General features: G+C 72.5%; 18 protein-coding genes. 8 read left to right on the forward strand and 10 right to left on the reverse strand.

Going from position 1 to position 21,883, the window contains the following annotated elements; genetic code table 11:
* The first annotated feature begins 56 nt into the window (after positions 1-56).
* The 4 genes from ACIA6T_RS26600 to ACIA6T_RS26615 all read left to right on the forward strand — a co-directional run bounded on the left by ACIA6T_RS26600 (position 57) and on the right by ACIA6T_RS26615 (position 3,896).
* A complete protein-coding gene (locus ACIA6T_RS26600) occupies positions 57-674 on the forward strand; it encodes an RNA polymerase sigma factor (RefSeq protein WP_399448989.1) in 618 nt (205 codons plus the stop codon).
* 222 nt (positions 675-896) lie between these two features.
* Positions 897-1,778: a hypothetical protein gene (locus ACIA6T_RS26605; RefSeq protein ID WP_399448990.1), complete on the forward strand. Its 882-nt coding sequence runs from the start codon at positions 897-899 to the stop codon at positions 1,776-1,778.
* Between the two features lie 400 nt (positions 1,779-2,178).
* On the forward strand, positions 2,179-2,853 hold the full coding sequence (locus ACIA6T_RS26610; RefSeq protein WP_385058532.1) for an RNA polymerase sigma factor: 675 nt from the start codon (positions 2,179-2,181) through the stop codon (positions 2,851-2,853).
* On the forward strand, positions 2,853-3,896 hold the full coding sequence (locus tag ACIA6T_RS26615) for a hypothetical protein (RefSeq protein WP_399448991.1): 1,044 nt from the start codon (positions 2,853-2,855) through the stop codon (positions 3,894-3,896). The genes ACIA6T_RS26610 and ACIA6T_RS26615 overlap by 1 nt, the downstream gene beginning before the upstream one ends.
* Positions 3,897-4,094: 198 nt before the next feature.
* On the opposite strand, the gene ACIA6T_RS26620 is transcribed toward ACIA6T_RS26615, so the two are convergent.
* Complete coding sequence (locus ACIA6T_RS26620) at positions 4,095-4,946, reverse strand: L,D-transpeptidase family protein (protein WP_399448992.1); 852 nt, start codon at positions 4,944-4,946, stop codon at positions 4,095-4,097.
* Positions 4,947-5,253: 307 nt separating this feature from the next.
* On the opposite strand from ACIA6T_RS26620, the gene ACIA6T_RS26625 reads away from it, so the two are divergent.
* Both ACIA6T_RS26625 and leuE read left to right on the forward strand, forming a co-directional pair.
* Positions 5,254-6,852, forward strand: coding sequence for a methylmalonyl-CoA mutase (locus ACIA6T_RS26625; protein WP_399448993.1), 1,599 nt, complete (start codon positions 5,254-5,256; stop codon positions 6,850-6,852).
* Positions 6,853-6,916: 64 nt separating this feature from the next.
* Positions 6,917-7,570: a leucine efflux protein LeuE gene (gene leuE / locus ACIA6T_RS26630; protein ID WP_399448994.1), complete on the forward strand. Its 654-nt coding sequence runs from the start codon at positions 6,917-6,919 to the stop codon at positions 7,568-7,570.
* Positions 7,571-7,573: 3 nt separating this feature from the next.
* Here the strand turns inward: leuE and ACIA6T_RS26635 are convergent, their stop codons facing one another.
* A complete protein-coding gene (locus ACIA6T_RS26635) occupies positions 7,574-8,977 on the reverse strand; it encodes an FAD-dependent oxidoreductase (RefSeq protein WP_399448995.1) in 1,404 nt (467 codons plus the stop codon).
* A gap of 72 nt (positions 8,978-9,049) precedes the next feature.
* Between ACIA6T_RS26635 and ACIA6T_RS26640 the strand changes: the two genes are divergently transcribed.
* A complete protein-coding gene (locus ACIA6T_RS26640) occupies positions 9,050-9,700 on the forward strand; it encodes a TetR/AcrR family transcriptional regulator C-terminal domain-containing protein (protein WP_399448997.1) in 651 nt (216 codons plus the stop codon).
* A 2-nt stretch (positions 9,701-9,702) separates the two neighbouring features.
* Here ACIA6T_RS26640 and ACIA6T_RS26645 read toward each other — a convergent pair whose 3' ends face one another.
* From ACIA6T_RS26645 to ACIA6T_RS26680, 8 genes are all read right to left on the reverse strand, one after another.
* Positions 9,703-10,629 (reverse strand): class I SAM-dependent methyltransferase, encoded by a 927-nt coding sequence (locus ACIA6T_RS26645; RefSeq protein ID WP_399448999.1) that lies wholly within the window; start codon positions 10,627-10,629, stop codon positions 9,703-9,705.
* A 162-nt stretch (positions 10,630-10,791) separates the two neighbouring features.
* Positions 10,792-11,880 carry an acyltransferase gene (locus ACIA6T_RS26650; RefSeq protein WP_399449000.1) on the reverse strand — a complete coding sequence of 363 codons (1,089 nt, stop codon included), beginning with the start codon at positions 11,878-11,880 and terminating at the stop codon, positions 10,792-10,794.
* A 178-nt stretch (positions 11,881-12,058) separates the two neighbouring features.
* Positions 12,059-13,414 (reverse strand): polysialyltransferase family glycosyltransferase, encoded by a 1,356-nt coding sequence (locus ACIA6T_RS26655; RefSeq protein ID WP_399449001.1) that lies wholly within the window; start codon positions 13,412-13,414, stop codon positions 12,059-12,061.
* 3 nt (positions 13,415-13,417) lie between these two features.
* Positions 13,418-14,383, reverse strand: a complete 966-nt coding sequence (locus ACIA6T_RS26660; protein ID WP_399449002.1) for a glycosyltransferase family 2 protein — start codon at positions 14,381-14,383, stop codon at positions 13,418-13,420.
* Positions 14,384-14,427: 44 nt separating this feature from the next.
* The gene (locus ACIA6T_RS26665) at positions 14,428-16,632 is read right to left on the reverse strand and encodes a polysaccharide pyruvyl transferase family protein (RefSeq protein WP_399449003.1); all 2,205 of its coding nucleotides are present in this window, start codon (positions 16,630-16,632) and stop codon (positions 14,428-14,430) included.
* Positions 16,629-17,885, reverse strand: a complete 1,257-nt coding sequence (locus ACIA6T_RS26670) for a tetratricopeptide repeat protein (RefSeq protein WP_399449004.1) — start codon at positions 17,883-17,885, stop codon at positions 16,629-16,631. The genes ACIA6T_RS26665 and ACIA6T_RS26670 overlap by 4 nt, the downstream gene beginning before the upstream one ends.
* A gap of 121 nt (positions 17,886-18,006) precedes the next feature.
* Entirely contained in the window at positions 18,007-19,335 is a 1,329-nt protein-coding gene (locus ACIA6T_RS26675) for a polysialyltransferase family glycosyltransferase (RefSeq protein ID WP_399449005.1), read from the reverse strand.
* Positions 19,335-20,321 (reverse strand): glycosyltransferase family 2 protein, encoded by a 987-nt coding sequence (locus tag ACIA6T_RS26680; protein WP_399449006.1) that lies wholly within the window; start codon positions 20,319-20,321, stop codon positions 19,335-19,337. Before ACIA6T_RS26680 ends, ACIA6T_RS26675 begins: the two co-directional genes overlap by 1 nt.
* A gap of 199 nt (positions 20,322-20,520) precedes the next feature.
* Here ACIA6T_RS26680 and ACIA6T_RS26685 point away from each other — a divergent pair, with 199 nt between their 5' ends.
* Complete coding sequence (locus ACIA6T_RS26685) at positions 20,521-21,852, forward strand: DUF6716 putative glycosyltransferase (RefSeq protein WP_399449007.1); 1,332 nt, start codon at positions 20,521-20,523, stop codon at positions 21,850-21,852.
* The last annotated feature ends 31 nt before the right edge of the window (positions 21,853-21,883 follow it).

Here is a 21,883-nt window from a genome sequence, read left to right on the forward strand (position 1 = left end):
TGCTCACGCCAAGCGATAGCGGTGCGCCACGCGCTCGGTACGGACGAGGACAGTTCTTGGGCCACGGAGGGGAACCCCGCCGCGCACAGGCGTACGACGGGGAACTGGGCGCGGCCGTCGCGCGGGCCCAGAAGGGCGACGAGGCCGCCTTCGCCGTGGCCTACCGGCTCGTACAGCCCGGCCTGCTCGCCTATGCGCGCGGGCTCGTCGGGGACGACGCCGAGGACGTGACGTCGGACGCCTGGCTGGAGATAGCCCGCGACCTGGGGAGGTTCAAGGGCGACGGGGCCGGGTTCCGGGGCTGGACCGCGACCATAGCCCGGCACCGGGCGCTGGACCACCTGCGCCGGCAGCGGGTACGGCCCCGGCCCGCCACGCTGGAACAGGACGTCCTGGACCTGCCCGGACCGCACAGCACCTACGACCAGGCCATGGAGGCCATGTCCACCGAGTACGCCCTCGAACTGGTCGGCGGGCTGCCGCGCGACCAGGCCGAGGCCGTGCTGCTGCGGGTGGTCGTCGGCCTCGACGGTCCCGCCGCCGCCCGCGTCCTCGGCAAGCGGCCGGGCGCGGTACGGACGGCCGCGTACCGGGGGCTGAAACGTCTGGCGAGGCAGCTCGGCGTCGAGAGTGTGACGGATGAGGCCTCGCGGACGCTGGGTGAGTCGACATGAACGTCGGCCGGGACGGCGGACACGGCGGGCGGCGCGACGGCGTCCGACCCGGGCCGGCCGCACCCGGCGGCCCACGACGGCCCCCGAGGGCCACCGGCTGAACAGGCCGGACATGCGGAACGTATCCGTCGGTCCGGGCGGTACCGCTTGTGCGGCAGGTCCGCACGGGCGTGGCGGGCCGGGTACGGGTATCAAGTGGAACGAACAGGAACGGGAACGGACATGGGTGAACGGCAGAACGACGGCGGGCCGGCCGGCCGTCGGCGTGTGCACCCTGAGAGGGGCGCGCCGCCCGGGTCCGGCGGTCCGGATTCCGTCACGGGCGGGCGCCGGGTCGTCGACGCCGCCGACCTGGAGGCGCTGCTCGCCGCCGCGCTGATCCGCCGCGGCGTGGACGCCGGGGCCGAGCAGCGGGCCGTCGCCGCGTTCCTGGCCGCCCGGGAGTCGGGGGCGAACGGTACGCGCACCCGGCGCCGGGACGACTGGCGGACCCGCCGGACCCGGTTCGGCCGCCACTCGCTGAAGGCCACGCTCTCCGTGCTGGTCGCCGGTCTCACCCTGAGCGGGGTCGCGGTCGCCGGAATCGGCGCGGCGGGCTCGTCCACGGACGGCCCGGCGGAGGACGGCAAGGGCACCCGTGCCCCGTCGTCCGGCAGCACCGGCCCGTCCACCGGCGGCTCGGCCGACCCGGGCGCCGGTCCGGGCGAGGGCCGCGACCGGCCGGACCCGGACCGTCCGGGGACCGCCCGGGACACCGAGGCCCACTGCCGCGCCTACGAGCAGGTGCGGGGGAGTGGCGAAGCGCTGGACTCGGCGGCCTGGAAACGGCTGACACAGGCGGCCGGCGGCGCGGCGAACGTCGACGCCTACTGCGCCGGGCGGCTGTCGGGGACCGGGGCCGCGACGCCGTCCGTCAACACCGGGGCGCCGGAGAAGAACGACAACAATTCGGCCGACCGGTCCGGAAACAGCTCCTCGGGCAACGCGAGCGACAACGCCACGCGCGGCGCGGACAACGGCTCCGGAACTGCGGGCAACGGCTCGGGCGGCAGTGCGGGCACCAGCACGGGCAAGCCCGGGAACTCGGACGCCAAGCGCCCGTAACGCACCCCATGTGACCCTTGTGACCAGGGAAAACGCAGAATCCGCGCACCTCGGCGCGCTCGCGCCGCTGCCGCCGGGGCAACGGCCGGAGCCGCCACCCCCCACAGGAGAGGCCCCGGCCGTCGCGCGGCACGGGCCGCGCGGCGACCCGTACTTCCTACAGCGCCATGAGTGCGTTTTCTGTCACACCCCTCCGTGTCACGGGTTAGTTGCATCTTGGACGGACATGGACGGGCAGAGGATTCAGGCCGTAACGTGCCTTTCGCGCCAGGCCGCGCCGGACACATGACCACGAACCGCCCGCGGCCCAGAGGCCGCAACCACTGATTGAGCAACCACGACGGCGAGCAACCCGGTCCGCGAGAGCGGCGCCGGCTTAGGCGCAGAAGGGCGCGCGCGGGTGCTGGGGGACGACGCGGAGCTGACCGCCGCGGTGCGTGCGGCACAGGACGGGGACGAGACCGCGTTCCGGACTGTGTACCGCGTCGTGCACCCGCGGCTGCTGGGATACGTGCGGACATTGGTCGGCGAGTCCGACGCCGAGGACGTGACGTCCGAGGCGTGGCTGCAGATCGCCCGTGACCTGGAGCGCTTCACCGGTGACGCGGACCGGTTCCGCGGCTGGGCCGCCCGTATCGCCCGCAACCGCGCGCTGGACCACATACGCATGCGCGGACGCCGCCCCGCGATCGGCGGCGACGAGACCGAGCTCACCGGGCGGGCCGCCGAGTCCGACACCGCCGGCGAGGCCATCGAGGCACTGGCCACCGACGGCGCGTTCTCCCTCATATCCCGGCTGCCGCAGGACCAGGCCGAGGCCGTCGTGCTGCGCGTGGTCGTGGGCCTCGACGCCAAGTCCGCCGCCGAGACACTGGGCAAACGACCGGGTGCCGTACGGACGGCCGCGCACCGGGGTCTGAGACGTCTGGCCGAGCTGCTCGGCGGCGATCCGGAAGCCCGACCGGAATCCGCCGGGGTGCTCGACGCCCTTCCTCCCCAGAGAGAACCCCGCCGTCGTACGGTGACGTCCGCGAGTGTGACGCAGATGCGAACGCGGACACAGAAGGACATGTGATGGCCGATGAGCAGCACAGGTGGCTGGACCGCGGGACTGCGGAGCGCTTACTGAGCGGAGAGCCCCTGGAAACTGCCGATCCCGCCGCCCGTGACCAGGCCGGACGGCTCGCCGCAACCCTGCGCGCGCTCTCCGCGCCACCCCCGTCGGACGGCGGGGAGCTCCCCGGAGAGGCGGCCGCCCTGGCCGCCTTCCGCAAGGTGCGCGAGGAACGGGAGGGGCGGTCCGAGGCGGCCCACGGTGAGGTCCGGCCGGCCGGAACGCGGCCCTCCGACATCGGAGCGATCCGTATCGGCGTCCCGCACGGTGATCGTTCCGGAACCGCGGACGGACCCCGGCGGGGGCGTCCCCTGAGCCTCGGGCTGGCCGCCGCGCTGGTCGCCGGCATGGCCGGCGGGGTCGCGGTCCTGGCCGGCACCGGAGTCCTCTCCCCGCCCGACGGCTCCCGGTCCGGCCCGGCCGCCTCCGTCACGGCCACCGGCACGCACCCCGAACGCCCCCTGGTGTCCCCTCCGCCGGAGGGCGCCGCACCGGGCGGAGTCACGCCCGAGGGCCGGCGTCCCGGGAACGCCGCCGGTACGGCCGAGGACGGTGTGGGTGCCGCCGGGGACGCCGACGGGTCCCGTGCGCCGGGGAAGCCCGGTGCGGACACCGGTGACGGCGCGGTCCGTTCCGGACGCGGCGGGGAGCAGATCGCCGCGGCCTGTCGCGCGTGGCGCGACGGCGGGGCACTGAACGGCGAGCACGAGCACCTCCTCGAGGAAGCGGCGGGCGGCTCCTCCCGCGTCGGCACGTACTGCGAGGACGTGCTGTCCACGTCGGACACCTCCGGTGCGACCGGTGCCGACGGGGGAGTCCCCAGCGGCGACGGGAACGGCCACGGGAAGGCCAACGGTCAGAGCGATGGCCAGGGCCAAGGGCAAGGTCAGGATCAGGGCAACGGCGCCGACAACGGCAACGGCGGCAACAGCGCCAAGAAGGGCGACAACGGAAACAGCGGCAACGGTGGCGGTAACGGCAACAACGGCAACAAGAACCCGTGACGTCGCCCCTGACCTGCCCTTTTGTTGACCGCTGAACTTTCCTCCCCGGCAGGTGTGACACTTTCGGCCCTCGTGACGCAGTAATGAGTGAGCCGACTGGTCATCGGCTGTCGCACGGAGCCGGGGTTCCCCCCGTACCCGCGGCTCGTGCACCTCGGCGCGGGCGGGACACGTTCCCCCGGTCCCGCCCGCGCCCTCTCACCAGTGCACGACGACCTTGTCGCCGTTCCGGACCTGCCCGTACAGCCGTGCGATCGCCGCCTCGTCCCTTACGTTGACGCAGCCGTGCGAGGCGCCGGCGTATCCCCGCGCGGCGAAGTCGGCCGAGAAGTGCACGGCCTGGCCGCCGCTGAAGAACATGGCGTACGGCATGGGCGAGTCGTAGAGCGTGGACACATGGTGCCGGGACTTCCAGTAGACGTGGAAGACACCCTCACGGGTCGGCGTGTACTCGGAACCGAAGCGCACCGGCATCGTCGACACCGTCCGCCCGTCGATCATCCAGCGCAGGGTGCGGCTGGTCTTGCTGATGCACAGCACCCGGCCGGTCCGGCAGCGCGCGTCGGGCGCGTCGGCCGGCTGGCCGCCCATCAGATACAGCTCCCACGTGCCCGGCTCGTGCGTCATGCCGAGCAGCCGCTGCCAGGTGACGGAGTCGGTCACCCCGGTCCTCGGCAGTCCGCGCTTGCCCTGGAAGCCCCGGACCGCCTCCGCCGTCGGGTCGTCGTACGTCCCCGTCGGCCCGTGGAAGATCCAGGCGACCTGCCGCAGCCGGGCCTGGAGTTCGCGTATGTCGCGCCCGGAGTCACCGGGGGACCACAGCACGCGCGGTGCCGGGGAGGACTTCTCGCCGTCGCCGTCGCCGTCGCCGTCCGGAGTCCGTGACGGTGACGACGGCGTGGACGGCGCCCGGCTCGGCACTTCTGTCCGCACCGGCGACTTGTGCTCCCCGTCCGCCCCGGCGGGCTGCACCGTGCAGCCGGCCGCACCGCCCGCCAGCGCGGCCAGGGCCGTCAGCGCCGCGACGGCCGCGATTCCCTTCCTCCCCATGCCCGTACTACGCACACCAGCCCCCCGTCGTCTCACCGGCCGCGCCCGGCCGTCATCCGAGATGTTCCCCGGACGTGACCGCCGACGAACAAAGGGGCATGGTGGTGAGTGACCGGAAGACGACCGCCGAGGTGGTGCTGTGAGCGGGGTCCCACCGAGGCTGTGAGGAAGGTCCCAGCGTGCGCCCCTCCACCGGGCCGTACGCGCACCGCTACAGTCCGTCGAAGGGTCGGCCTGTGCTGACGAGCAACTGACGGGTACCGGACGAGCGAATCGAGCAACGCTGCTCAGCGGGAGGCATCACACCATGGCGCGCGAGTCGGGCAGTGTCCGGTCCACCGAGAGTGGTCTGCCCATCGAACCGGTCTACGGGCCGGAGGCTCTCAAGGGCTGGGACCCGGCCGGGAAGCTGGGCGAGCCGGGGGCGTACCCCTTCACCCGGGGCGTGTACCCGACGATGTACACGGGCCGGCCCTGGACGATGCGCCAGTACGCCGGTTTCGGCACGGCGACGGAGTCCAACGCCCGCTACAAGCAGCTCATCGCCAACGGCACGATGGGCCTGTCGGTCGCCTTCGACCTGCCCACCCAGATGGGCCACGACTCCGACGCCCCGATCGCGCACGGCGAGGTCGGCAAGGTGGGCGTCGCCATCGACTCGGTGGACGACATGCGGGTCCTGTTCGGCGGCATCCCGCTGGACAAGGTCTCCACGTCGATGACGATCAACGCCCCCGCCGCCCTTCTCCTGCTCCTCTACCAACTGGTCGCCGAGGAGCAGGGCGTCCCGGCCGACAAGCTCACCGGCACGATCCAGAACGACGTGCTGAAGGAGTACATCGCGCGGGGCACGTACATCTTCCCGCCGAAGCCCTCGCTCCGGCTGATCGCCGACATCTTCAAGTACTGCCGGGCCGAGATCCCGAAGTGGAACACGATCTCGATCTCCGGCTACCACATGGCCGAGGCGGGCGCGTCGCCCGCGCAGGAGATCGCGTTCACCCTCGCGGACGGCATCGAGTACGTCCGCACGGCGGTCGCGGCCGGCATGGACGTGGACGACTTCGCCCCGCGCCTGTCCTTCTTCTTCGTGGCCCGTACGACGATCCTGGAGGAGGTCGCCAAGTTCCGCGCGGCCCGCAGGATCTGGGCGCGGGTGATGAAGGAGGAGTTCGGCGCGGAGAACCCCAAGTCCCTGATGCTGCGCTTCCACACGCAGACGGCGGGCGTGCAGCTCACGGCCCAGCAGCCCGAGGTGAACCTGGTCCGCGTCGCCGTCCAGGGCCTGGGCGCGGTGCTCGGCGGCACGCAGTCGCTGCACACCAACTCCTTCGACGAGGCGATCGCGCTCCCGACGGACAAGAGCGCCCGCCTCGCCCTCCGTACGCAGCAGGTCCTCGCCTACGAGACGGACGTGACGGCGACCGTCGACCCCTTCGCCGGTTCCTACGTCGTCGAGAAGATGACCGACGACGTCGAGGCGGCGGCGCTGGAGCTGATGAAGAAGGTCGAGGACCTCGGCGGCGCGGTCAACGCCATCGAGCACGGCTTCCAGAAGAACGAGATCGAGCGCAGCGCCTACCGCATCGCCCAGGAGACCGACTCCGGTGAGCGCGTCGTGGTCGGCGTCAACCGTTTCCAGCTCGACGCGGAGGAGCCGTACGAGCCGCTCCGCGTCGACCCGGCCATCGAGGCCCAGCAGGCCGAACGCCTGGCGAGACTCCGCGCGGAACGCGACCAGCAGGCGGTCGACTCGGCCCTGACCGCCCTGAAGAAGGCGGCGGAGGGCGAGGACAACGTCCTGTACCCGATGAAGGACGCGCTGAAGGCACGGGCGACGGTGGGCGAGGTGTGCAACGCGCTGCGGGAGGTCTGGGGGACCTACGTGCCGAGCGACGCGTTCTGAACGCCCGTTCCCGCCGGCTGGGACCCCTCGGAGGAGTGTCGTACCCCCGTGCGACACTCCTTCCATGTTCGGCGTCATCGACCTCCCCACCTACCTGGCAGGACTGGTCCTCATCGTCCTGCTGCCCGGCCCCAACTCCCTGTACGTCCTCTCCGTCGCCGCCCGCAAGGGCGTCCGCACCGGCTACGCGGCGGCGGCCGGTGTCTTCACCGGGGACGCCGTCCTGATGACGCTGGCGGCGCTCGGCGCGGCCTCGGTGCTCACCACGACGCCGCTGCTGTTCCTGGTGGTGAAGTACGCCGGTGCCGCGTACCTGGCGTGGATGGCGTACGGCATGCTGCGCTCGGCGTGGAGCATGTGGAGGACGCGCGGCGGGACGGCGGACCCGGCCGAGGCGCCCGCCGTCCCGTCCGCCGACGAGCACCCCTACCGCCGCGCCCTGGTCGTGTCGCTGTTCAACCCGAAGGCCATCCTCTTCCTGATCTCCTTCTTCGTGCAGTTCGTCGACCCCGGTTACGCCTATCCCGCGCTCTCCTTCGTCGTCCTCGGCGCCCTGCTCCAGACGGCCAGCTTCCTGTACCTGTCGCTGCTGATATTCGGCGGCACCCGCCTGGCCGACGCGTTCCGGCGCAGGCGGCGGCTGGCGGCCGGTGCCACCTCGGCGGCCGGTGCCCTGTTCCTGGGCTTCGCGGCGAAGCTGTCGCTGGCGAGCGCGTAGGGGTCAGCGTCCGCCGAACCGGGCCAGGTACTCCGGGAGCCCGGCCGGCGTGTCCCCGGCCCAGCCCACATAGCCGTCCGGGCGGACGAGGAACAGTCCCGCCCCGTAGGTCCCGTGCGCCGGGCCGTGCACCAGTCGTACGGCGGCGGGCGGCTCGGGGGCGTCCGTGCCCAGCGCCAGCAGCGTCCAGTGCGGCCCCCGGAACGCGTCGAAGAGGCGTACGCCGCTCACCTCGGCGTCCGGGGCCCGGTCGCCCGCGCGCACCGGGCCGGGTGCCGTCCGGGTCTCCGTGGTGAGCGTCGATGAGGGGTAGCCGAGGTCGAGTTGCCGGGTGGCCCCGCCCCGCCGCGTCTCACCCCGGTGGATGCTGGTGGACAGGCCCAGCATCTGCGCGGCGATCGGGCGCCGCTCCTCCTCGTACGTGTCCAGCAGCGCCGCCTCCGCCCCGTCGCCCAGGACCGCGCCCAGCTTCCAGCCCAGGTTGTAGGCGTCCTGGACGCTGGTGTTGAGGCCCTGGCCGCCGGCCGGGGAGTGCACGTGCGCCGCGTCGCCCGCGAGGAAGACCCGGTCCACCCGGAACCGGTCGGCGAGTGCGGCCCGCGGGCGGAAGTCCGAGGCCCAGCGGACCTCCGTGACGTCCTCGGCGGCGAGATGCGAGCGGGCGGCGACGACCTGTCGTACGCCCTCCGGGGAGAGGTCCACCTCCGTGCCCTCCGCGAACCGGGCGACCAGCTGGAAGTCCTCCGTCCCGGCCAGCGGGCAGATCGCCAGGAGGTCCTCGGGTCCCTCGCCCTGGGGGAAGAAGTGCCAGTTGTCCCGGTCCAGGCCGGTGATCCGCACGTCCGCCACCAGTGTGGGGAACGGATCCACCTCCTCCCCGGTCATGCCGACGCCCACCGCCCGGCGCACCGCGGAACGGCCCCCGTCCGCCGCGACGAGATACCGGGCGCGCACCGGCCCGCCGGAGGCGAAGTGCGCGATCACGCCCTCCGGGTCCTGGACCACGCCGGTGACCTCCCGGCCGAAGGCGACCTTGCCGCCGAGCTCCTCCAGGCGCTCCAGCAGGATCCGCTGGGTGCGCCACTGCGGGACCATCCAGGGCTCGTTGTACGGCGCGTCCTCGCTCGGCTCGGCCGGTTCGGACATGTGGTGTTCGCCGAGTCGTTCGCCGTTCCGCCAGATCATGCCGACCGGGTAGCCGCCGCCCACCGCGTGGATCGCGTCCAGCACGCCCAGGTCGTCGAAGACCTCCATGGTGCGCGGCTGGAACCCCTTGCCGCGCGAGCCGGGGAACAGCTCGTCCGCCCGCTCCACCACCAGCGCGGGGATCCCGCGCCGGGCCAGGTCGATGCCGAGGGTGAGGCCGGTCGGTCCGGCGCCCACGATCAGCACATGGGTGTCGCTCATGATCAAGTCTCCTTAACTTCGTTAAGTGGCCTGCCCTGTGAGCGTGTCCCTAACGGTGTTAAATTGTCAAGCGTGAGTTCGGAACGACGCGCCCCCCTGGACCGCCGACGGGTCGCCGACACGGCGCTGAGACTGCTGAACGAGGTCGGCCTGGACGGCCTGACGCTGCGCGTGATCGCCGGAGAGCTGGACGTCAAGGCGCCCGCCCTCTACTGGCACTTCAAGGACAAGCAGGCGCTGCTCGACGAGATGGCGACGGAGATGTACCGCCGGATGGTCGCCCAGGACTCATCCGCCCCGGACGACACCTGGCAGGAGCGGCTGCTCAAGGCCAACCGGGGCCTGCGCACGGCGCTGCTCGCCTACCGCGACGGCGCGAAGGTGTTCAGTGGCTCGCGCTTCACGGGGATCGACCACGCCGAGCAGATGGAGGACATGCTGCGCCTGCTCACATCCGCCGGTTTCACCCTCGCCCGGGCCACCCTCGCGTTCAATACGACATACCTCTACACCCTCGGGTTCGTCACCGAGGAGCAGGGCGTCCGGCCGCTGCCCGGCGAACGCCGGGAGGGCTTCGACCTCGCGGAACGCGCCCGCATGATGGCCGCCTACCCTCTGGCGGCCCAGGCCGGCAGGGAGATCTTCGAGAACTACGACCGGAACTTCGAGGAGGGCCTCGCCCTGATCATCACGGGAATCGAGGCCCTCCACGGGGTGCGCTGAGGTCAGGAGGCGCGCAGGAAGGCCGAGAGCGAGGCCTTGCCGAGGTAGGTGAAGCGGGTGGTGCCCGTGAGGTGCTTGTCCAGCGCCTCCTTGATGCCGGGCCACTTGGGGTCGCCGAAGTCGTCGAGTACGACGATCCCGCCCGGGGCGGCGATCTCCTCCGCCCATTCGAGATCCTTCGCGACGCCCTCGGCCGAGTGGTCGCCGTCGACGACGATCACGCCGTAGGACCGGTCCGAGACGGCCGCGCGGGTGTCGGGATCCTCGGAGAAGCCCTTCTGGATCCGGGCGGCCACGCCCGCCGGACCGGCCAGGGCGAGGTTGGTGCGCACGGCGGGCTCGTCGACCGGGGTGCCGGAGGGGTCGGAGCGCTGCGGGGTGCCGGGCTGGAGTTGCACACCGGCGAACGGGTCGACGATCGTCACGCTCGGGCTGCGGCCGTCGCGTTCCATCATCCGGATCAGCCCGGTGGAGAACATGCCGTAGAGGGTGCCGATCTCCAGGATCTCGTCGTTCGGCGGGTCGAGCAGCGGGATGGTGCCGAGCTTGCCGCAGATGTTCATGGTGCCGCCCGCGATCCGGCCGGCCCCCAGGGACTCCAGCGCGACCAGCAGCCGGTACGCGGTGGCGACGTTGCGGACGGCGGCGTCCCGGTCCCCGGCCAGCTCCGCCACCTCGGAGTGCAGCCGGTTCAGCGGGCCGGGGCTCACGATCCGGGACAGCCCGCGGCCGGACGGGCCGAGCAGCAGGTCGAGGGTGAGCTGCTGGCGCTTCACCGCCTCGACCGTGTCCCGAAGTTCCCCTCTGCCCGCCGCGTCGGCGGCGGCCGCCGCGCGCAGACGCCGGTCGATGCGCTGGTCGATGAGCTCGGCGACCGGGCGCAGCAGACGCCGGGAAGCGGAACTGGTCAGCAGGGCACGGCTGTTCATGAACCGAAGACCTCAATCCGTCGGGGGCAGGGTGAGAGTGGTGCGGTTCGGGGTGGGGAACAGGCTAGGCGCGGGGCTGTGGTGGGCAGGGGGTGCGGAGTTGAGCGGCGCGCAAACAAGTGGCGAACTCCGCATGGAGCCCACGGAGGCGCGCCGACCGGGTCAGCCGAGCAGCCGCCGCAGGTTCAGTTTCCCCCACAGCAGACTGGTGGCGAACGACAGCGCCATGACCGTGACGACCAGACCGGCCAGCAGCAGCCCCGCCACCGGTCCGCTCAGATCCGGCGACACCAGCGGGGTGACGATCTCCTCGACGAACAGCACGTGCACCATGTACGCGCCGAGTGCGGCGTCGGCCAGCTTCTTCAGCAGCGGCCGCCACTTCTCGGACACCCGGACCCTGCTGATCAGAAGCAGGACGCAGATGCTCATGGCGGCGACGAACAGATGCGCGTTGGGCATCACGTAGTGGATCTGGGTGTTGTACCAGAGGGCGCCCGCCATGGTGAGCGGCAGCACGGCGTACAGCGGCCACCGCTTGCGTACGACCCCGGTGGGGAGGGCGAACAGCAGCGCGCCGCCGACCGCGTACACCAGCGAGTAGGTGCCGAAACCCCACGCCACCGGAGCCATCTCACGGCCCGTCAGCTCGGTGATCGTGGTCAGCGCGCTGGGCAGGACCGCCATGCCGAGCAGCGCCGCTCCCAGCCCGTAGGGCCGCTTCCCCGCCTTGATCAGCATCGCGAAGGCGAGCAGCATGATGATCGGGATGTAGGTGTACATGAACCACAGGTGGTACGCCGGCTGTACGGAGCCGAAGAGGGAGTGCTCCGCCAGCTCGGCCATGGGGCGGTCGTTGCGGTTCCGCAGCCATGCCCAGACCAGGTAGACCGCCGTCCAGGCGAAGAGCGGGACGGTGTTGCGGACGATGCGCTGCCACATGCGGGCGCTGTCACGCGGCGGCGCGCCGACCAGTACGGCCCAGCCGGCTATGGCGAAGTACATCGGGACGGCGAAGGGGTTGATCGCCTCGGCGATGTGACCCGCCCAGTACGAACCGGCACCGTTGTCGGGGTCGTTGCCGGTGGAGCGGATGAACTGGGCACCCACGTGGCCCAGCATGATGGTGGCGGAGCAGACGAGCCGCATCAGATCGATGTCGAAGCGGTGTTCGCGCGCGGGGGCGGCGGTCTGTTCCTGAGCGGGGCCGCCCTGTTGCTGCGGCAGGCGTACGGCGATGTCGTTCGGCACCGCGCAACTGTCGGACGGTGTGGTGTACGGGAGTTGAAGGACGGGTGGCACTGCCGTGACCGGTGCGTCTCGGTTGGCCGCCCGGGGCGGTCGCGCGACCCGGGGCTCGTGGGACGCCTCCCCGGGTCCTCAAGGTACCGGGGAGGCACGATCGTCCGCGGTCACGCGGGACGGCGGGTCACTTCCTGCGAGTGCCCCGGCGTACCGCCCGGCCCACCACGCGCTTCGCGCGACCCGCCTGGACCCTCGCCCGGGCGCGAGGGCTGCTGCCGGGCAGGCGCAGTTCGGCCAGGCGCGATTCGGGGAAGTAGTAGGCGGGGGTGTCCGCCAGGCGGGTGCGCAGCCAGTCCGCGGTCGAGTCGCGCAGGGCCGGGTACGTCTTGGGCTGCATGCAGAAACCGATCGCCCGGACCAGCGGCGACAACGTCTCCGGAGCAGCACCGACGGCCGCCGGGGCCTCCTCGCCCTCCAGGTCGGGCACCAGGTGGTCGACCACGGCCAGCGGGACGCGGTTGCTGTTCGGGTAGGGCCTCAGACGCCGCATCACCAGTGCGGTCCCGACCCGGGCGACGGGCACGTCGTAGTAGGCGGAGGCGGTCACCATCGCCGTCGAGAAGCAGCCGACGACGAGTTCGGGACGGCAGCGTTCGTACAGCGTCTCGGCCAGCAACGGGGCGTCCAGCACGGTGAGCCGTACCCCCGCGTCCGCCGCCGCCTTGCTCAGCGCCGCCGAGTAGCCGGCGGGGGCCGTCGGATGCGGTTTGAAGACGACGGACCGGTGCCCGGCCCGCACGGCCCCGGTGAGCATACGGACGTGCAGGTCCTCCTCCTCCCGGTCGCTCAGGATATTGATCGCCGCCAGGTACTGGCCGAGCAGGACGGCCGTCGGCGCCTCGTCGAGGACGGGCGCCAGCCTCGGGTCGTCCGCCGCCTCCACGGAGATCTCGTCGAGCACGCTCCGGAACGCCCCGTCCGGGACGATCTCGGGCTGCACGCCGTACTCGGACAGCAGCAGCGGCTTCAGACCGGGGATCAGGTCGAGGTGCAGCAGCCGCCGGATGCGGCGCGCGATCGTCAGCGGCAGCTTCTCCCGGGTCGGGCCGTAGCTCATCAGCCCGTCGGCGTACACGTCGACGGCGGCCTCGGAGAAGATCGCGGCCAGCGCGCGGGCCGGATTGACCTGGATCGACTCGACGGCGAGCTCGATCATGTCCCGCTCGTCGATGTCCCACTGCAGCCGGAACGCCCGCTGCCACAGCGTCGTGTCGTTGCCGCGCGGACCCCAAGTGCTCGGGTGGTACGGACTGATCGCCTCGTTCCAGCTGATGACCGAGTCGAACCGGCCGGCTATCGGCCCGTATCCGTGCATCTCGTCCAGGCGCAGCGCCGTCTCCGGCAGGGCGGCGTTGTTGGAGACCAGCAGGATGCGCCGGGCCCCGCCGCGCGGTCCGTACCGGCCCGCGTCCAGCGCCGCGGCGAGGGTGGCCGCTCCGTAGAGGGTCGAGACCTGGAAGATCTGGGTTGTGTGGGGCATGGATCAGGCAGCCTTCCGCCCGTCGCGCAGGCGGCTGAGCAACCTGCTCCGTGTGCTGTCTATGGTCTTGAGGGTCTCCTCCAGCGCCTGCTCGGGCATCCGCTGGAGCGCGGCCCGCGTCTCGCGCCGCAGCCGCTGCGCCGCCGCGGGCTCGTACTCGTTCACCTTGCCGATGTGGAACGCGATCATGGCGCAGTAGGTGCGCACGGCCTTGAGGAGGAACCGGTCGGCCTCCCGGTCCTGCTGCACGTCCCGCAGCAGCGCGTCGTACGCGGGGATGAAGTCCAGCTGACGGTCGTCCTTGATCTGGGTGAGCGAGGTCGCCACGCCCCGCCGGTAGAACACCCCGTGCAGCCCCAGGGACGCGTACGTACGGGCCTTCAGATGCAGCCGCCAGATCCACAACCGGTCCTCGGCCGTGCGGAGTTCGGTCGCGAAGCGCATGCCGCCGTCGGCGAAGAGATGCCGGCGGTAGACCCCCGCCCAGACGAAGGGATAGTCGACCATCGTCTCCATGTCGGCCGGCGCGATACCGTCGCGCGGGTCCATCACCGCGTTGCGGACCTGCGCCGGGGGCCGTCGGATCACCCGCTCGGTGCCGGTGGCCTGGACGTGATCGGTACGGGCGAAGTCGCAGCCCAGTTCCTCCATGGCCCGCACCATTCCGGCGAGATGGCGCGGCCCGTACCAGTCGTCGCCGTCGAGGAACGTGACGAACTCGCCGTCGGCCGCGTCGATGCCGCTGTTGCGCGCCTGCGCGATGCCCGTGTTCGTCTCGTGCCGGATCACCCGCGCGCCCGGGAGCTTCTCCGCCCACTGGTCGATCACCCAGGGCGTGGCGTCCGTGGAGCAGTCGTCGACGAGCAGGAACTCGAAGTCCGGGTGCGCGTTGGCGGCGAGACTGCGCAGGGTGCTCTCGGCGAAGGCCTCCACGTTGTGCATCGGGACGACGACGGACAGTTTCGGCACGTGGTTCTCTCTTTCGGAGCTCGAAGCGGCGGTGGTGCGGTGGCTCATGCCGGGCCGAAGGTCTCCCGGAGCTCGTCCAGGTTCGACCGGGTCGTCTCCCACAGGAGCTTCTGCGCGCCGTGCACGTCCGCCACCGCGGCGGCGTGGTCGTCGAGGAGCGCCGCCGCCCGTTCCGCGAGCCGGGAGCCGAGTTCCCGGTCGTGCACGGACAACCCCCACTCCTCGCGCCCGATGTCGGACAGGAAGTAGGCGAGCTTCGGGTGGGAGACGAGGCTGAGGATCGGGGTGCCGCAGCCGAACGGGATCATCCCCGCGTGCCCGCGCATCCCGATCACCAACCGTGACCGGCGGTACAGCTCACGGATCCCGTCGTTCGTCATGTCGTACAGCTGCTCCACGGGCAGCGCGACGCCATGCTTCCGGCGCAGGTCGTGCACGAACTTCTCGTCGGCGGGCATGTGGGCGGCGTACCGTACGTCGGTCCTGTCCCGCAGGGCCTTCAGCGCGGTGGCCATCTGGGCGAGGAAGTGACCGTAGTCGTGGCCGAAGCGCAGGCCGGCGCGGTCGTACGCGCAGTTGACCAGTACGGTGTCGTCCCGCTCCACCGGGTCGAGCCACCCGGGGACCAGGTACCGGGCCACCGTGGTCGGGCAGGGCTGGTAGCGCACCCGGTCGCGCAGCCCGGCGGGGAGCAGCTCGCGGACCCGCTCGATCGAGCCGTGGTTGCGCAGCCCGAAGAACGCCGACCGCTCGACGAGGACCCGCAGGCTCTCGGCGAACCGGCCGCGCCGGTAGAGCTGCCCGTCGAACACGTTGTAGCCGACCGCGAACACCGCCAGCGGCGCGGTCAGCCGGGTCAGCACGTCGTCCGGGACGTTCCACTGCCAGTGGCTGTTGCCGTTGGGGGAAGTGTCCGGCAGGAACAGCCCGCCGCCGCCCACGATCACCCCGCGCCGCGCGTTCAGTTCCTCCAGCGACGCCTCGTCGACCAGCCGGTGCACCGGCTGCTGGTACCAGCGGCGCGGGCCGGTGTCGGTGTCGAAGCACATGCGCACCGCCTCGGGCAGGACCTTGTCGCCCGCGTTCTCCTGGCCCTCGGCGAACAGGGCCACATGCGCCAGCTGCTCCGTCGCGGGCAACGGCTCCGTCTCCGGTGCCTCCGCGCGGGTACGGACGTACCAGCTGTGGCACCCGGCGTCGGTGGGGTCGGCCTCCAGCCCGTCGCGGGCGTAGGCGTGCGCGTCCGTCTCCCGTCCGCACAGCCACGCCAGACGGGCGAGCTGGGCGAAGGCACGCGGAGCGACATCGGGCGAGGCCGCCGCCAGGAGCAGACGCGCCTCGGCCTCGTCGTAGCGGGACAGCGCCATCAGACAGACGCCGAGCGTCTCCTGGCAGCGCGGCGCGTCCAGCCGGTCGCCGACGACCGGGGCGAGGACGTCGACGGCCTCGTCGTAGCGGCCCTGCCTGCGGTACACGTCGGCGACCGTACGGGCGAGGCCGAGCGAGGGGCGGGCCCGGAGCAGGGGCGGCGCGAGGTGCGCCAGGAGGTCGGGGTGCTTCTCGCCGGGCAGGGCGCAGTAGGCGGCCCGGAACTCCTCGTCGCCCATCTCGAAGCGGCGCCGGGCCTCGGTGGCCGGACCGTACCCGGGCTCGTCGAACGGGCCGGTGAAGTGCAGGACGGCGACCTGCGGGGGCACCGGAGCGTCGTCGTACAGCCGGCGGGTGAGGAAGTCGTACCGCGCGTCGAGCGGAGCCAGGATCTCCTCGGGCACCTGGCCCGTGCCGTCCGCCGCCGTGCCGTCCGCATCGGCGCGCTGCACGACCAGCAGCCCGTCCGGCAGGACCGTGCGCCGCTCCCGCCCCTCCTCGTCGCAGAGCAGCTGCGGCACGGCGCCGACCCCGTGCCGCAGCCGCAGCAGTTCGCCGATGTCGCCCAGCACGACCATGGCCGGGGAGAACGCGACGACGGTGTCGTAGCCCTCCAGCCGGAGGACATCGCCACGGCCGTCCGCCCGGCGCGTCACCACACGCGGGTGCAGCCGGCGCAGCACGTCGAAGGAGGAGTCCGGCAGCCCGGGGTGCAGCACCACGAAGTCCTCGCACACGCCCGGATTGGTGAGCGCCAGGCTGCGCAGCAGCGTGGGCAGGACGGGCAGGCCGTCGGGGCCGGTGTGGACGGCGAAGGCGATCCGGCGTCTGCCGGTGACGGTGCTCCGGTCGTCCGCGGAGGAGGCGGAGGCGTGGGTCATCGCAGGGCGATCCTCATCTTGCTGTCGTCGACGTGCGTCGCGCGGTCCATGACCCACTCGGCCTCGTCCGGCCGCAGCCGGCCGGGCTGGTCGAAGCCGATGAGGTCCAGGCGAGGGCTGACGTCCAGGAAGTCCAGCAGCCGCAGGACGGTGAAGGCGGTGCTGGTCCCCGGGCCCCAGCCTCCTTCGCCCAGCAGCGCCGGGTCACTCAGCGGCCGGCGCAGGGAGGCGTCACCGATGTGCTCCTGCGCCCCGGCCACGAGCCGCTGCCGCGTGGCGCGCCGCCACGCGGCGGCCGGGTCGCCGAACACCAGCCGGATGCCGGCCGGCCGCGTCCAGGCGGGCCCGTCCCACGGGGCGTCACCCCGCAGCGAGACGGCGTGCAGGCCGGTGCGCGCGCCGGTGCCCTCCGCGTGGAGACGGAAGGAGTCGCAGCGCACCACCAGGTCGTAGCGGTCGATCTCGGCGCCCAGCGTGCTCCCGGCGACCTCGGTGGCGTTCGACACCAGGCACACCGTCCGCCCCGCGACCAGGCTGCGCAGCCCACCGACCCCGACCGGTGTGCTCCCGCCGAGCAGCGGGTCGGACATCCCGGGCCGCTCGACGAGCCGCTGGTGGGTGCCGTACAGCGCGAGCAGGCGCCGTACGGCCGGGTCGCCCGTGCCGTGCTCGGCCACCCGCGCCCGTACGTGGGCGGCGAACTCCGGTGCCGTGACCGCGGTGGGCTTCCCGGACAGGTCGCGCAGCGCGCTGCCGGAGCCGGGGAACAGCGCGGCGGCCTCCTCCAGGCACTCCTTCCGGCGCCGCAGCGTGTCGATCCCGCGGGAGACCTCCTCGGCCGCCTCGCCGTCCCGCAGCAGCGCGAGATGGCGTTCGTAGCACTCCAGCGCCTCGTCGCCGCGGCCGAGCCCGTCCAGCGCCCGGCCGCGCAGCCGCCACGCGCCCCTGGACCGCTGCCGGATCCCGGTCGAGGCCTCGGCGACGCCCAGGGCCAGGGCGAGCCCGTCGTCCCCACCGGTCTCCAGCGCGCGCTCGCCGACCTTGAGCAGGGCGTCGAAGGGATCGGCCGACGGGACGTCGAGTGAGCCGGCGAGGACGCCGATCGCCTGGGTGAGGCGGGTCTCCCGGACAGTGGGGCGGCCGTCCCGCGACGCGAGGTACTCACCGCACAGGCGCAGGCTCCGGGCGTACAGGTCCCGCCTGGCGGCCTCCTTCTGCCGTGCCGTGAACAATCCCGCCAGGGGATTCGTCATGCTTCCACCGTCCTCCGATCGGAGGCCGAATGTGCCCCAGTACGGCGGGCCGGCGGTGGCTTCCGGGTGGACGACGGGTGAACAGTCCACTGCGAGCAGTCGGCTCGACGTCCTGGGCTCCTCAGCGGCGTACGGCCTTCCCCAGTGCCCGCGCCCGCCGCACCACCCGGCGCGCGGTGGTGTTGCGGGGCAGGAACGCCAGCCGTTTCGGAATGCCGCCGGGAAGCCCCAGCGAGGTGAGCCGCTTGCGCTTGAACCAGTGCCGGGTGCGCGGGCCGAAGTGCCGTGCGAGGTAGCGCTCGGCGACCGGACGCAGGGGCGGGTGGATCTGCGGCTGCATGGTGAAGCCGAGCGTGGTGACCAGGTCGTTCAGCTCGTCGGCGGGCAGGGTGCCCCCGCCGCCGGGCTCCAGGGCCGGCAGCAGCGCGTCGGCCAGGACCGCCGGGACGCGGTTCCCGTTCTGGTAGGGCGTCAGCCGCTCCAGGGCCCGCTCGGTACCGGTGCGGGCCACTGGCAGGCCGTAGAGCGCGGACGCCGTGAACAGCGCGGTCGAGAAGCAGCCGACGACCAGCGCGGGCCGGGACCTCTCGAACAGCACCTCGGCGGGCACGAGGGCGTCGACGACGGTGAGGTCCACCCCGAGCCGCTCCGCCTCGGCTGCCAGCGCGCGGCCGTGGCGGACCGGCGCGAGGGGGTGCGGCTTGAACACGACGGCGCGGTGGCCGCGTTCGACCGTCCCCCGCAACATCCGCGCATGCAGGTCGTCCTCCTCCCCCACGGAGAGGACGCCGAGCCCGGACAGGCGCTGCCCGACCAGCAGCGCCGCGTCGTCAGGCAGTTCGGGCAGCCCGCCGGCCGCCCCGGACAGTTCACCGACCGCCTGCCGGAAGGCGTCCGCCGGCACCACCCGCGCCGGCACGTCGAACTCGGTCAGCAGCATCGGCGTGAGGCCCGGAACCAGGTCCAGGTGGAGCACCTGCCGCACCCGCGTGCCCACCAGCGGGTCGAGCTTGGCGCGGGTGGGGCCGTAGCCCATCAGCCCGTCGGCGTAGACATGGACCGGGGCCCCGGTGAACACCTGGGCCACCGCGAGGGCGGGGGGAACCGCGACGGACTCCAGGACCAGTTCCACGCGGTCGTCGCCGAGCCCCCACAGCCGCCGCAGATGCCGCTCCAGGAGCGGGACGTCGTCGGAGCGCGGCGTCCAGGCTCCCGGGTGGAAGGGAGTGATGGCCTCGTTCCAGGAGAGCACGTCGTCGAAGTGGTCGCGCAGCGGCGCGAAGCCCGGCATCTCGTTCAGCGCCGGCGCGCTCTCCGGAACCTCGGCGTTGTTGCACACCAGCAGCACCCGCCGCTCCGCCTCCGTGAAGCAGCCGGACTCGATCGCGGCCGCCAGCGTGGCCAGGCCGTACAGCGACGAGGCGCAGAAGAGCTGGGTGGTACGGGACATCACGCGGCCCCCTTCCCCGCGCCGGTCCGGCGCCGCAGCCGCCGCAGCCGGGCGGAACGATCCATGTCCATGGTCTCCAGTACGTCCCCGAGCAGGTCCTGCGGCAGCCGGTCGAGCGCCGCCGCGCTCATCGCCCGCAGCCGCCCGGCCACGGCCGGTTCGAACTTGTCCTCCTCGGCCAGATGATGGGCCATGATCGCGCAGTACTGCCGCACCGCCTTGGGCAGCAGCCGGTCGGCGTCCCGGTCCGCCGCAGTCTCCTCGACGATCAGGTCGAAGGCGCGGATGAAGTCGAGCTGGCGGACATCACCGATGCGGGTGAGGGAGGAGGCGACCCCGCGCCGGTAGAACACGCCCAGCAGGCCGACCACGGCGAACGACTCCGCCTCCCGGTGCAGCTTCCAGGTCCACGGCCGGTCCTCGGCCGTGTGCAGCCCCTCGGTGAAGTGCAGCAGCCCCCGCTCCAGCAGCCGCCGGTGGTAGGCGCCGGCCCAGACGGACACGTAGTCCACCGCGGTCGTCCGGTCCGCGGGCAGGATCGCGTCCCGCGGGTCCAGCACCTCGTCGCGCAGGCCGACCGGGACCCGCTGCACCGACCGGGCCCGGCCGGTCACCCGCACGTGGTCGGTGCGGACGAAGTCACAGCCCAGCCCCTCGACGGCCGCCACCAGTTGGGACAGGTACCCCGGAGCGAACCAGTCGTCGCCGTCCAGGAAGGCCAGGTACTCGCCCCGCGCCGCGTCCAGCCCGGTGTTGCGCGCGGCGGCGATCCCGGCATTCTTGTCATGACGGATGTAGCGCACCTGAGCGACCTCCGAGAGGTCCTCGGCCGCACGCTCGAGAATCGCCGGGGTCTCGTCCTCGGAATGGTCGTCGACCAGAACGAACTCGAAATCCGGCCGGGCGTTCGCGCGAAGACTCCGCACGGTGTCGGGAGCGTATTGCCGAACGTTGCAGAACGGGACGATCACGGAAAGCTTTGGCACCCTCGAAACACTAGGAGGCCCGCCCGGCCGGACACCTTTCCGGCGCCCGTCCAGGGGATGAACTCCATGTGTCCGTACGGTGCATTGCGCCTACGTGTCACGTTCCCGCGGGTCGGTTCGGCTCTCGGTGGGGCGTTGTTAACTTTTCGTTGATTCACGGTTGGGCCATACCTAGAATTCGCTTCCTAGCGTCTTCGACGTGCCAACAAGTGCAACGAAGCCTCTCAGGGTCGCGGTCCTCGCGGATTCCGACACCCGGTGGAAATGGGGCGCGCTCACCGCGAACCGCGTCGCGCCGCGGGACGTCCGCCTCGACGGATTCCTGCTGCGGGGCCGCGCCACCCCCACCGCCCGCCAGCTCGGCGAGGTCGGCGTCACCGCGGACTCGCTCCGCGAGGTCACCGCCGTCGAGTTCCTGCGCGCGATGCGCGAGGAGTCGTACGACCTCCTCGTGCTCGCCCTGGTCGGCGGCGGGGTGCAGGCGATGCTGCACGGACTCAAGCGCGCCTGGGAGGACCGGCCGCGGCGGCCCGTCGTCGTCACCGGATACGTCGGTGTCGTCTACGAGAAGCTCGCCGACGGCCTGCTGCTGCGTCACGGCGCCGACCTGGTGCTCGCCAACTCCCGTCAGGACGCGGACCGTTTCCGCGCCGTGTACGAAGGGGTGGGCGCCGACGCCTCCTCGGTGACCGAGGTCGCGCTGCCGTTCCTCGGCGGGGCCGCCTACGAGGGCGAACACGACCCCTCTGCGAAGCAAGGGCACAGGCCCTACACGGTCGTCTTCGCCGCCCAGCCCTCCGTCCCGGAGAGCCGCAAGGACCGTACGTACCTGCTGGACCGGCTGGTGCGGCACGCCCGCCGGCACCCCGAGCGCGAAGTGCTGCTGAAGCTGCGCTCCAAGCCCGGCGAACACACCACGCACATCGAGGAACTGCCCTACCAGAAGCTCGCCCAGCGGCAGGACCTGCCGCCCAACTTCCGCCTCGTGTACGGGCACATGGGCGAGGTCCTCGACCGGACCGACCTCCTCGTCACGGTCAGCTCCACGGCCGCGCTGGAGTCGCTGCACCGCCGCATCCCCACCGTGGTCCTCACCGACCTCGGCATCCGGGAAGCCCTCGGCAACCACCACTTCGTCGGCTCCGGCTGCCTCGCCTCCTGGGACCAGCTCGACACCGGACACCGTCCGGAGCCCGACGCGGAGTGGGTGGCACGGCAGGGGGTCGCGGTGGGCGGCTCGTACGGGACGGCCTTCGACACGGCCCGCGAACGCATCGCCGAACTGCTCGGCCGGCCCGGCGGACTCCCGCCGCTGACCCCGTACTACACGCCCGTCACCGCGCCCGGCTACCTGCCCGGCCTCCTCGCCCGCCACCACCTCGGCCCGGACGGCACCCCGCTGCCCGGCGCGCCCGCCACCGACAGGGAGCCCGGACCGGTCCGGCAGATCGTGCGCCGGGCGGCGCGCGGCGCCTACCGGCACGGAGTGCAGCGCGTGGCCCCGGTGATCCGCCGGATGGGCGAACTGTGACCGGCCCGACCCCTGCTCAAGGAGCTGATCC

It is taken from the genome of Streptomyces sp. NPDC051740 (assembly GCF_044453165.1).
GTDB classification, from domain to species: Bacteria; Actinomycetota; Actinomycetes; order Streptomycetales; family Streptomycetaceae; genus Streptomyces; species Streptomyces atrovirens.

What these genes read in the sequence shown, in the direction of transcription:
- ACIA6T_RS26625 (WP_399448993.1), top strand. Translation starts at nt 5,254, where the DNA reads ATGGCGCGCGAGTCGGGCAGTGTCCGGTCCACCGAGAGTGGTCTGCCC.
- ACIA6T_RS26655 (WP_399449001.1), bottom strand. Translation starts at nt 13,414, where the DNA reads ATGCCCCACACAACCCAGATCTTCCAGGTCTCGACCCTCTACGGAGCG.
- ACIA6T_RS26670 (WP_399449004.1), bottom strand. Translation starts at nt 17,885, where the DNA reads ATGACGAATCCCCTGGCGGGATTGTTCACGGCACGGCAGAAGGAGGCC.
- ACIA6T_RS26675 (WP_399449005.1), bottom strand. Translation starts at nt 19,335, where the DNA reads ATGTCCCGTACCACCCAGCTCTTCTGCGCCTCGTCGCTGTACGGCCTG.
- ACIA6T_RS26605 (WP_399448990.1), top strand. Translation starts at nt 897, where the DNA reads ATGGGTGAACGGCAGAACGACGGCGGGCCGGCCGGCCGTCGGCGTGTG.
- ACIA6T_RS26645 (WP_399448999.1), bottom strand. Translation starts at nt 10,629, where the DNA reads ATGAACAGCCGTGCCCTGCTGACCAGTTCCGCTTCCCGGCGTCTGCTG.
- ACIA6T_RS26615 (WP_399448991.1), top strand. Translation starts at nt 2,853, where the DNA reads ATGGCCGATGAGCAGCACAGGTGGCTGGACCGCGGGACTGCGGAGCGC.
- ACIA6T_RS26665 (WP_399449003.1), bottom strand. Translation starts at nt 16,632, where the DNA reads ATGACCCACGCCTCCGCCTCCTCCGCGGACGACCGGAGCACCGTCACC.
- leuE (WP_399448994.1), top strand. Translation starts at nt 6,917, where the DNA reads ATGTTCGGCGTCATCGACCTCCCCACCTACCTGGCAGGACTGGTCCTC.
- ACIA6T_RS26635 (WP_399448995.1), bottom strand. Translation starts at nt 8,977, where the DNA reads ATGAGCGACACCCATGTGCTGATCGTGGGCGCCGGACCGACCGGCCTC.
- ACIA6T_RS26620 (WP_399448992.1), bottom strand. Translation starts at nt 4,946, where the DNA reads ATGGGGAGGAAGGGAATCGCGGCCGTCGCGGCGCTGACGGCCCTGGCC.